The organism is Mesorhizobium intechi (genome assembly GCF_002879535.1).
In the GTDB taxonomy this organism is placed as follows: domain Bacteria; phylum Pseudomonadota; class Alphaproteobacteria; order Rhizobiales; family Rhizobiaceae; genus Mesorhizobium; species Mesorhizobium intechi.
Map to the genome: position 1 here is coordinate 1 of NZ_PNOT02000207.1, position 9,517 is coordinate 9,517.

Here is a 9,517-nt window from a genome sequence, read left to right on the forward strand (position 1 = left end):
GGCATGCATGTAGCGCAACAGCCAGCCGGAATTGACGTCACGCATGATCTTTTCGACGGAGCCGAAGGCCAGATTGGTGTCGGCCGTGTAGTGCATGGCCAGCACGATGCCGGTCAAGATCTGCGCCACCAGCATGATCGACAGGATGCCGCCGAAGGTCCAGGCATAGTTGAGGTTGCGCGGCACCGGATAGGCGACGAAGCTGTCGTAAACCATCCGCGGCAGCGGCATGCGGGCGTCGAACCAGCGTTCGATACCGGTCTTTGGCGTATAGGTCGAGTGTCCCTCGCTCATCGAAATATCCCCTGCCTCAACCGATAAGGATCTTGGTATCGGAAATGAATTTGAATACCGGCACAGCCATGTTTTCCGGTGCCGGGCCTTTGCGGATGCGGCCGGCCGTGTCGTATTGCGAACCGTGGCAAGGGCAGAACCAGCCGCCGAAATCGCCTTCCTGGCCGAGCGGGATGCAGCCCAGATGCGTGCAGACCTGAACCATCACCATCCAGGCTTCCTTGCCGGGCGTGGTGCGGTTGGCGTCGGTCGCCGGCGCATCGGCCGGGAGGTTGGCGTTGCGGGCGATCGGATCCTTGAGATCGGAGAGGTTGACGGCCTCGCCGTCCTTCATTTCCTTTTCGGTGCGGTTGCGCACCACGACCGGCTTGCCGCGCCACTTGACGATCAGAGACATGCCAGGCGTCAACGAGGCAACATCGACTTCCACCGAGGCGAGCGCCAGCGTCGAGGCATCGGGGCGCATCTGGTCGATGAAGGGCCAGGCGACGGCGCCGGCCCCGACCACGGCAGCCATGCCCGTGGCGACATAAAGAAAATCTCGACGATTGGGATCGTGGATGTCGGTTGCGCTCACGGGTGCCTGATCCTTTCGCCTCTTCCGCGCCGGTGGCCGAGCCTTGTTCCCCGCTCAATCACGCCAACCCGACAGCGCATGGCGAACAGGCTAGCGAATTCCTCCGGCATTTGGACTTCGGTTTATGCGTGAAGCCCGTTTTTGTCCAGACGGGTCAAGGCACAAGGGCAGATTGTCGCGGGGACAAAATCCCCTATTGTCCGGCGGGACGGCGAATGGCCGCAAAAGGCGGCTAAACAACCGGGAAATATCAGCAAAATCCAAGGCTCCAGCTTGCCTCGACACAGGGCGCCGGTGTGATCTATCCTCCTTCACATGGCGCACGTCATAGACCGCGACGAATGGGCAGTTCGCTCCGACCATTGGAAGGGGGAGTTGCAAGGCGGCGCCTACGGCTCCAACTCCTGCCTGATCTTCAACTACCTGCCCGATGTCGGCGGCGGCCCGCGGCTGCATTCCCACCCCTACAGCGAGATCTTCATCATCCGCCAGGGCACCGGCCTGTTTACCGTGGGCGACAAGGAAATCGAGGCTTCAGCCGGCCAGATCGTCATCGTGCCACCCCACACGCCGCACAAATTCACCAATCTCGGTCCGGGTCCTCTGGAAACGACAGACGTTCACGAGAACGGCACGTTCATCACGAAGTGGCTGGAGTGACCGAGATCCCGAAAGGTGGCTGCTGGTTTTCGGAAAGATCCTGGTCGAACAAAGCGCCCCTATTTGGCGCCGAGCCTGACCAGAACAGCCCTGGGGATGCCGTACTCGCGGATGACGGCATCGTGCTTGCGCAAGCCGCACAGCTCGCGCTGGATGAAATAGCCGTGCACCGCCTCGGCGGCCTCCTTGAGAAGCCTGGGGCGCGATTCCTCATCGGCATTGTCGCGCAACCTGGCCAGCGCTTCCTCGACCTTTTGGCCGGCACGGCCAAGTGCGGCCGCCTTTTCGGCCAGGATTTCGTGGCCAAGCGCGTCGAAGGCCGCTTCTGCGGCCGAAGAGCCGGCAAGATGGGATGGTGGACGCAAGGACATTTCAATTCCCCTTCCCGAAAAGCATGCGGTGGGTGATGAATTCTTCACCTTCCACGCGCCGAAAGCCAAGCCTTTCATAAAAGCCGAAGGCGTCCTGCGGCGCCCGGGTGTTCAACGCGGTGAAATAGCGCCGAGCCCGATCGATGACGGTCTCGACCAGCATCCGGCCGAGGCCGGCGCGGCGGTGAGGCGCGCTGACGAACAGGTGACGGACCCGGCCCTGGTCCCTACCCTCGACATAGGGATCGATGTTCAACCCGCATACACCGGCAAGTTCGGCGCCATGCCACGCCCCGAACAACGCCTCGCCCCGCTTCAGGAACTTGTTGCGGCCGCTTGCCCAGCCATTGGCCAGTCGCACCAGCATCCAGTAGCCTTCCAGCCGGCTTTCATCCTTCAGCCTGTCGAAGGCCGGCGTGGTCGGCCGCAGCCGCTTGAGCACATAACCGGCTTCCGGCGTTCCGCCCATGCCCCTACTCCGCCGGCCGCGTCTCTTCGAGTACGCTTTCCTCGTGATAGAGGAAGCCGCCGGACTGCCGCTTCCACAGCCGCGCATAAAGCCCGTCGAGCGCCACCAGTTCGTCATGCGTGCCTTGCTCGACGATGCGGCCGCCGTCCAGCACCACAAGGCGGTCGAGCGCGGCGATGGTCGACAGCCGGTGGGCGATGGCGATGACCGTCTTGTTCTCCATCAGCCGGGCGAGATTCTCCTGGATCGCAGCCTCGATGTCGGAATCGAGCGCCGAGGTCGCTTCGTCGAGGATCAGGATCGGCGCGTCCTTCAGAAAGACACGGGCGATCGCCACGCGCTGGCGCTGGCCGCCCGACAGTTTCACGCCCCTCTCGCCGACAAAGGCCTCGTAGCCAGCGCGGTCCCGGTTGTCGCGCAGGCCGAGGATGAAGTCATGCGCCTCGGCCTTCTTGGCCGCCGCGATCACCTCGGCGTCGGTTGCGTCCGGCATGCCGAGCTTGATGTTGTCGCGCAGCGAACGGTGGAAGAGCGCCGTATCCTGGCTGACGACGCCGATATTGGCGCGCAGCGAATTCTGCGTGACTTTGGCGACGTTCTGGCCATCGATAGCAATCGACCCGCCTTCCAGGTCGTAGAGGCGCAGGATCAGGTTTGCGAGCGTCGTCTTGCCGGCACCCGATGGCCCGACGAGCCCGACCTTTTCGCCGGGCTTGACGACAAGGTCGATGCCGTTCAGCACGCCGAACCCCTTTCCGTAGTGGAACTCGACGCCCTTCACGTCGATGCGTCCGCCGGCAACGACAAGCTCCCTGGCATCGGGCGCATCGACAAGCCCGAGCGGCTGCGAGATCAGCGCCTTGGAATTCTCCAGCACACCGAGATTGCGCAGAATGCTGTTGAGCTGCATCATCAGCCGGCCAAGCAGCATGTTGAGCCGCAGCACCAGCGACAGCGTGAAGGCGACCGCGCCGACGGTGATCGAGCCCTCGACCCAGAGATAGACGGCAAAACAGCCGATCGCAGTGATCATGATGCCCGACAGCGTCGTCAGCGCCATGCGCACGCCGGTCAGCCGGCGGGTGAAAGGGCGCAACGCGTCGAGATAGATGTCGAAGCCGCTCCTTATGTAGCGGTCGTCGCCGTCGGCCGCGAACAGTTTCAGCGTCTGGACGTTGGAATAGGAATCGACGAGGCGGCCATTGATCATCGAGCCGGCCTCGGCGGTCGCCTCGGCATGCTTGCGGATCGCCGGCAGATAAAGTTTCGCCAGCCAGCCGAAGGCGGAAATCCAGATCACCACCAGCACCGCCAGTCTGAGATCCAGTCCGGCGACCAGCGCCAGCGTCGTCACCGTGTAGACGACCATGAACCAGACGACCTCGATGAAGCTCTCCATCAGGTCGCCGGTCGCTTGCCCCGCCTGCCAGACTTTCGTCGCGATGCGGCCAGCGAAATCGTTCTGGAAGAAGGCGTAGGACTGGCGCGACACATGCCGGTGCGCCTGCCAGCGCACCAGATTGTAGAAGCCGGGCGTGATCGTCTGTTCGTCGACCAGCGCCGACAGGCCGACGACGATGGTGCGGATGACCAGCACGACCGCGATCATGAACACCAGCTCGGGGCCGGCGGCGGCCCACAGCGCATGCCAGCTGCGCTCGCCGGGAAGCTGGTCGAGGATGTCGACCAGCCGCCCTACGAAGTAGAACAGGCCGGCCTCGACAAGCGGCGCGATGCCGCCGATGACCAGCATGGCGAAGAAAGCGAACTTCGCCTGGCCGACATAGTGCCATAGGAAGCCGCCGACACTCGACGGCGGCCGAAGATTCGCCGGCTCCCTGAACGGATAGACCCAGTTCTCGAACCAGCGATAGATGGCTGTCATCATGCGGCGGCCATCATTCTGCGGCTTGCCCCTTCGCGATAACGTCATTGGCGACATCGGCCGGTATGTCCTCGAGCAGGAACCCGCCCGACTGGCGCTGCCACAGCTGCGCGTAGAGCCCGCCCTTGGCGACCAGTTCCTCGTGCGAACCTTCCTCGATGACGTGGCCCTGATCCATCACCACGAGCCTGTCCATCGCGGCGATTGTCGACAGCCGGTGGGCGATGGCGATGACGGTCTTGCCCTGCATGAGCTTGTAGAGGTTCTCCTGGATGGCCGCTTCCGCCTCGGAATCCAGCGCCGACGTCGCCTCGTCAAGGATAAGTATAGGCGCATCCTTCAACATAACGCGAGCTATGGCGATGCGTTGCCGCTGGCCGCCGGACAATTTGACGCCGCGGTCACCGACATAGGCGTCGAAGCCCTTGCGGCCCTTGTGATCCGCGAGCCCGCCAATGAAGTCCAGTGCCTCGGCCCGCCGCGCCGCCTCGACAAGCATCTCCTCCGAAGCATCGGGCCGGCCATAGAGGATGTTCTCGCGCACCGAACGATGCAAAAGCGAGGTGTCCTGCGTTACCATGCCGATCTGGGCGCGCAGCGAATCCTGCTTCACGCCGGCGATCTCCTGGCCATCGATCAGGATCCGGCCAGCTTCCAGATCGTAGAAACGCAACAGCAGATTGACCAGCGTCGACTTGCCGGCGCCGGAGCGGCCGACAATGCCGACCTTCTCGCCCGGCTTGACCGTCAACGACAGGTTTTCGATCACGCCTTTCTGCTTGCCATAGTGGAAGCGGATGTCCTCGAAGCGGATCTCGCCCCTGGAAACGGCGATCTCCTTCGCATCCGGCCTGTCCTCGACAAGGCGCGGCAGCGAGATCGAGGCGATGCCGTCCTGTACGGTGCCGATGTTCTCGAACAGGCCCGACATCTCCCACATGATCCACTGCGACATGCCCCACATCCGCAGCACCAGGCCGATGACCACGGCGACCGCGCCGATCGTCACAACTTGCCCCATCCACAGCCACAGCGAAATGGCGGTGACCGAGAACAGCAGCAGGGCGTTCAGAATGTAGAGTGTGCCGAAAAGCACCGTCACCAGCCGCATCGACCGGTAGACCGTGTCGAGGAAGCCCATCATGCCTTCCCTGGCGAAAGTCGCCTCGCGCTTGGCATGGCTGAACAGCTTGACCGTCTGGATGTTGGAGTAGCTGTCGACGACGCGACCAGTCATGATCGAGCGCGCATTGGCCTGCTCCTCCCCGACTCTGCCAAGGCGGGGAATGAAGTAGCGAAGCAACAGCACGTAGCCGACCAGCCAGACCGCCAGAGGCGCGGCCAGCCGCCAGTCAGCCGAGCCGACGATCAACAGCATGCCCAGGAAATAGACGATGACGTAGTTGAGCACGTCGATCACTTTGATGACGCATTCGCGCACGGCGAGCGCGGTCTGCATCAGCTTGGTGGCGATGCGGCCGGCGAACTCGTCCTGGTAGAAGCTCATCGACTGGTTGAGCAGGTAGCGGTGCACCTGCCAACGGATGCGCATCGGATAATTGCCCATCAGCGTCTGCTGGTTCAGCAGCGAATGCACCCATACCGTGCCCGGCAGTGCGAACAGCACGATGAATGCCATTCCGGCAAGCTTCCAGCCTTCCGTCTGCAGGAAGGTTTCGCGATTCTGCCCGGACAGCCAGTCGACGATGCGACCGAGGAAGCCGAACATCCACACTTCCGCGATGGCGATGGCCGCCACCAGCACCGCGTCAACGAGAATATAGGGCCAGGCGCCGCGCGTATAATGCAGGCAGAAGGCTACCAGCGTCTTTGGCGGCTCGACCGGTTCCGCAGCGGGGAACGGATCGAGCCTTCTTTCAAACCAGCTAAACAACACCATGGGTCATGCCTGTGAAAATCTGTTTTCCGCTTACGCGGCGCGTGAATGTACGAAGTCCTCGGACCGTGTGGCGCCGAGGGCCGACGGTCCGGAATCGTCCGGACCGTCGGCCCTGCTTCGGCCAATATAGGGGCTCGCGGGCTTTTCGCCGACAGGCTCGTTTGCCGATCCTGACGACGTGGCGTCGACAAGCCGGATTTTACCACCCGGCCTGATGAGCCGGATGATCCGGCGCACCAGCGAAGGCCGGCTGGGGTCCGGAACAGCATGCGAGAAATCGACATCCGGCAGCATGCCGCGATGCGGCCGGCGACGGACTTCGGCATGGACCGCGGACGAATAGGTCTCGCCGATCAGCAGCGCCCAGGTCGGCAGTCGGTGGATATGCAGGCTCCTCGAGCCCGGTATTCTGTAGGGATCGAACATCGGTCCGTCCTCCGTGTGAAAATAGAGATGAAAAGGCCAGGCAACATCGTCCGCCGGCATTCGGCCGGAGGCGCGGATTGCTTCCGTCCGCGACCGACGCTCGGCATCGATCTGGACACGACAAGCCTCGGTCCGGACACGACTGAACGAGTCGGTCCGGACATGTTCAGGTGGGGCGTTCAGCCCTTTTGACTTTTTGAAAAACATCGCAGGATTCCTTCGAGTGCCGAAAAATCGTTTCGGCGGGAATCGGTGCGATCAAGTCTTAGAGAGTCAGGAGAATCGTCGTACCGAAGCCGCCGGCAGGCGTACAAGCCCACGAGAGGGGCGCTGGATGTGCATGGTCATCATGAATGTCCCCTCCATCGGTTCGGATTGACAATGCGACTGACATACCCGACTTCGCAGAAAATGGCCACCCGCAGGCCCAGCAATTTCCAAAACCGGGAAGTTCCTGTGGCCGATCTGCCACTTATTAGAAAGATACGGAAATGAACCGTCGTCTCCGCATCGCGCTCTACCAGCCGGATATTGCCGGCAATACCGGGACAATCCTGCGCTTCGCCGCTTGCCTCGGCCTTGGCGTCGACATCATCGAGCCGGCCGGCTTTCCGCTTTCCGACAAGGCGCTCAAGCGTGCCGGCATGGACTATCTCGAAATGGCTGCCCTGACCCGGCACATTGACTGGAACGCCTTCGAGAACTGGCGCAAGAAGGACGGGAGCCGGCTGGTGCTTCTGTCGACCAAGGCTGCGACCCCCTACACCAGCTTCAGCTTTGCGAACGGCGACATCCTTCTGTTCGGCCGCGAATCCGCGGGCGTGCCGGATCCTGTCCATCAGGCGGCGGATGCGCGGCTGACCATCCCCATGCAGGGCAGCGCGCGCAGCATCAACGTCGCGCTGTCCGTCGCCATGGTGGCGGGCGAAGCCGTCCGGCAGCTCGGATAGGATCGGCGGCCCACCGACAGCCTTGCCGTCGCCGACGACAGCGGTTTCTCCGGCCATTCTCATCAAGGCGCACATCGCCTTCTCCTGTCATTTGCCCTATCGACGTTTCTTCGCTACAAGCTCAACTTAACTTGAGGTCAAGCGGAAAATCGAAAATGGCTCCAGGAACGGAATTGACGGTCGGCCAGGTGGCCATGCGCAGCGGCGTGGCGGTATCGGCGCTGCATTTCTATGAAGCGCGCGGGCTGATCCGCAGCCACCGCACCTCAGGCAACCAGCGACGTTACGGCCGCGACGTGCTGCGGCGGGTGGCAATCATCAAGGTCGCGCAGGAGGTCGGCATCTCGCTCGCCGAAATCGGCGAAGCCCTGGCGTCGCTGCCCGAAGGCCGCACGCCGACGCGCGACGACTGGGGATTGCTGTCGACCGCCTGGCGCGACGCGCTCGACCACAAGATCGATCAGCTGAAGAAGCTGCGTGACGGGCTGACCGACTGCATCGGCTGCGGCTGCATGTCGATCGACAAATGCCCGCTAAGGAACAAGGGCGACCGGCTGGCAAGGGAAGGAGCGGGCGCGCGCAGGCTGTTGGTCGGCCCCTAGTCCGCCGCCGGCAACCGCCTGATGGTGAACTCGATCAGGTCGCCCGGGCGTTCGAACCAGCTTTCGATCTCGGTCCAGTAGGCTTGTTTGGGAAAGCGCTCGAACCATTCCTTGGCCTTGAGCCGCGCATCGGAGCGCGGCAGGACGAAGGTCTCGCGCAGAAAACCGTCGCGCGGCATGCGTGCGCGCTCGGTCCGGCTCTGATCGAGCCGTTTCTTCAGGCCATCCAGCGGCGGTCTTGCCGGGGTGCGCACGAAACAACTCCCTGCACCTGACGCATGACCCCCGAAAGGATCATGCGCAAAAGCAAAGTGACTTGACCCTGTTCCCTAAGAGATTAGGGATCGCGCCGGCAAAAGACGAGTCATTTGTAGGGGCGGGCCACCCCGCAACCGGAGACGGCACTTTGGAACGACCTGAAATACCCGCTGGCCTGCCCGCCGACATTGAAGAGAAGAAGATGAAGGCGCGCCTGTGGTTCGAGGCGCTGCGCGAACGCATCTGCGGCGCCTTCGAACAGATCGAGCAGGATCTCCAGGGCCCCCTCGCCTCATGGTCGCCGGGCCGTTTCGAAAAGACGCCGTGGGAGCGTGACCAGGGCAAGGGTGGCGGCGGCACGATGTCGATGATGCATGGCCGCGTCTTCGAGAAGGTCGGCGTCCACACCTCGACCGTCTACGGCGAGTTCTCGCCCGAATTCAGGAAGCAGATGCCCGGCGCCGAGGAAGACCCGCGCTTCTGGGCGTCCGGCATCTCGCTGATCGCACATCCCTGGAATCCCAACGTTCCGGCCGTTCACATGAACACGCGCATGGTCGTCACCTCGAGGCAATGGTTCGGCGGCGGCGCCGATCTGACGCCGGTGCTCGACCGCCGCCGCACCCAGGACGATCCCGACACCGTTGCCTTCCACCGCGCCATGCAGTTCGCTTGTGAAAAGAACGCCGCCGTCGCCGACCACCCGAAATTCAGGGCCTGGTGCGACGAGTATTTCTTCCTGCCCCACCGCAACGAGCCGCGCGGCGTTGGCGGGATTTTCTTCGACTGGTTGCATTCTGGCGAGGACAAGGGCGGTTGGAACGCCGACTTCAACTTCGTCCAGGACGTCGGACGCTCGTTCCTCGTCGTCTACGGCCACCTCGCGCGCGCCAATTTCAACGAAAACTGGACGGACGGCGATCGCGACGAGCAGCTCATCCGCCGTGGCCGCTATGTCGAATTCAACCTGCTTCACGATCGCGGCACCATCTTCGGCCTGAAGACCGGCGGCAATGTCGCCTCGATCCTGTCCAGCCTGCCGCCGGAGGTGCGCTGGCCGTAGGATCAGCCGGAAAAATTCCGTCTGGAATCGCGTCAAGTCGAGGACACAGGGCGGGCGGTGCA

Annotated in this window: 11 protein-coding genes and 1 pseudogene; 4 read left to right on the plus strand and 8 right to left on the minus strand. The window is 63.0% G+C overall.

The features are described 5' to 3' along the window. Positions 1–294, minus strand: a pseudogene (locus C1D09_RS17470) (cytochrome b); the annotation flags it as partial. 16 nt (positions 295–310) lie between these two features. Next, complete coding sequence (gene petA, locus C1D09_RS17475; RefSeq protein WP_010911121.1) at positions 311–871, minus strand: ubiquinol-cytochrome c reductase iron-sulfur subunit; 561 nt, start codon at positions 869–871, stop codon at positions 311–313. 315 nt (positions 872–1,186) lie between these two features. Here petA and C1D09_RS17480 point away from each other — a divergent pair, with 315 nt between their 5' ends. After that, the gene (locus tag C1D09_RS17480; protein ID WP_143975492.1) at positions 1,187–1,531 is read left to right on the plus strand and encodes a cupin domain-containing protein; all 345 of its coding nucleotides are present in this window, start codon (positions 1,187–1,189) and stop codon (positions 1,529–1,531) included. Between the two features lie 59 nt (positions 1,532–1,590). On the opposite strand, the gene C1D09_RS17485 is transcribed toward C1D09_RS17480, so the two are convergent. Genes C1D09_RS17485 through C1D09_RS17505 form a run of 5 tightly spaced genes read right to left on the minus strand, consistent with a single transcriptional unit; the run spans position 1,591 to position 6,582 of the window. Then, complete coding sequence (locus tag C1D09_RS17485) at positions 1,591–1,902, minus strand: DUF6665 family protein (RefSeq protein WP_143975493.1); 312 nt, start codon at positions 1,900–1,902, stop codon at positions 1,591–1,593. 1 nt (position 1,903) lies between these two features. Continuing rightward, on the minus strand, positions 1,904–2,371 hold the full coding sequence (locus tag C1D09_RS17490; protein WP_143975494.1) for a GNAT family N-acetyltransferase: 468 nt from the start codon (positions 2,369–2,371) through the stop codon (positions 1,904–1,906). 4 nt (positions 2,372–2,375) lie between these two features. After that, positions 2,376–4,259, minus strand: a complete 1,884-nt coding sequence (locus C1D09_RS17495; protein ID WP_143975495.1) for an ABC transporter ATP-binding protein — start codon at positions 4,257–4,259, stop codon at positions 2,376–2,378. Between the two features lie 10 nt (positions 4,260–4,269). Further along, positions 4,270–6,156: an ABC transporter ATP-binding protein gene (locus C1D09_RS17500; RefSeq protein ID WP_143975496.1), complete on the minus strand. Its 1,887-nt coding sequence runs from the start codon at positions 6,154–6,156 to the stop codon at positions 4,270–4,272. Between the two features lie 30 nt (positions 6,157–6,186). Further along, the gene (locus C1D09_RS17505) at positions 6,187–6,582 is read right to left on the minus strand and encodes a hypothetical protein (RefSeq protein ID WP_143975500.1); all 396 of its coding nucleotides are present in this window, start codon (positions 6,580–6,582) and stop codon (positions 6,187–6,189) included. Positions 6,583–7,073: 491 nt separating this feature from the next. Here C1D09_RS17505 and C1D09_RS17510 point away from each other — a divergent pair, with 491 nt between their 5' ends. Continuing rightward, on the plus strand, positions 7,074–7,532 hold the full coding sequence (locus tag C1D09_RS17510) for a tRNA (cytidine(34)-2'-O)-methyltransferase (RefSeq protein ID WP_143975497.1): 459 nt from the start codon (positions 7,074–7,076) through the stop codon (positions 7,530–7,532). A 155-nt stretch (positions 7,533–7,687) separates the two neighbouring features. Further along, complete coding sequence (soxR, locus tag C1D09_RS17515; RefSeq protein ID WP_143975498.1) at positions 7,688–8,134, plus strand: redox-sensitive transcriptional activator SoxR; 447 nt, start codon at positions 7,688–7,690, stop codon at positions 8,132–8,134. On the opposite strand, the gene C1D09_RS17520 is transcribed toward soxR, so the two are convergent. Then, a complete protein-coding gene (locus tag C1D09_RS17520; protein WP_032933697.1) occupies positions 8,131–8,388 on the minus strand; it encodes a hypothetical protein in 258 nt (85 codons plus the stop codon). The two genes, soxR and C1D09_RS17520, sit on opposite strands and share 4 nt — an antisense overlap. 152 nt (positions 8,389–8,540) lie before the next feature. Here C1D09_RS17520 and hemF point away from each other — a divergent pair, with 152 nt between their 5' ends. Next, positions 8,541–9,455 carry an oxygen-dependent coproporphyrinogen oxidase gene (gene hemF / locus C1D09_RS17525; protein WP_143975499.1) on the plus strand — a complete coding sequence of 305 codons (915 nt, stop codon included), beginning with the start codon at positions 8,541–8,543 and terminating at the stop codon, positions 9,453–9,455. Positions 9,456–9,517 lie beyond the last annotated feature (62 nt).

Excerpts from the sequence above, each read along its gene's own strand:
- soxR (WP_143975498.1), top strand. The coding sequence starts at position 7,688 with ATGGCTCCAGGAACGGAATTGACGGTCGGCCAGGTGGCCATGCGCAGC.
- C1D09_RS17510 (WP_143975497.1), top strand. The coding sequence starts at position 7,074 with ATGAACCGTCGTCTCCGCATCGCGCTCTACCAGCCGGATATTGCCGGC.
- C1D09_RS17480 (WP_143975492.1), top strand. The coding sequence starts at position 1,187 with ATGGCGCACGTCATAGACCGCGACGAATGGGCAGTTCGCTCCGACCAT.
- C1D09_RS17490 (WP_143975494.1), bottom strand. The coding sequence starts at position 2,371 with ATGGGCGGAACGCCGGAAGCCGGTTATGTGCTCAAGCGGCTGCGGCCG.
- C1D09_RS17505 (WP_143975500.1), bottom strand. The coding sequence starts at position 6,582 with ATGTTCGATCCCTACAGAATACCGGGCTCGAGGAGCCTGCATATCCAC.
- C1D09_RS17495 (WP_143975495.1), bottom strand. The coding sequence starts at position 4,259 with ATGATGACAGCCATCTATCGCTGGTTCGAGAACTGGGTCTATCCGTTC.
- C1D09_RS17500 (WP_143975496.1), bottom strand. The coding sequence starts at position 6,156 with ATGGTGTTGTTTAGCTGGTTTGAAAGAAGGCTCGATCCGTTCCCCGCT.
- C1D09_RS17485 (WP_143975493.1), bottom strand. The coding sequence starts at position 1,902 with ATGTCCTTGCGTCCACCATCCCATCTTGCCGGCTCTTCGGCCGCAGAA.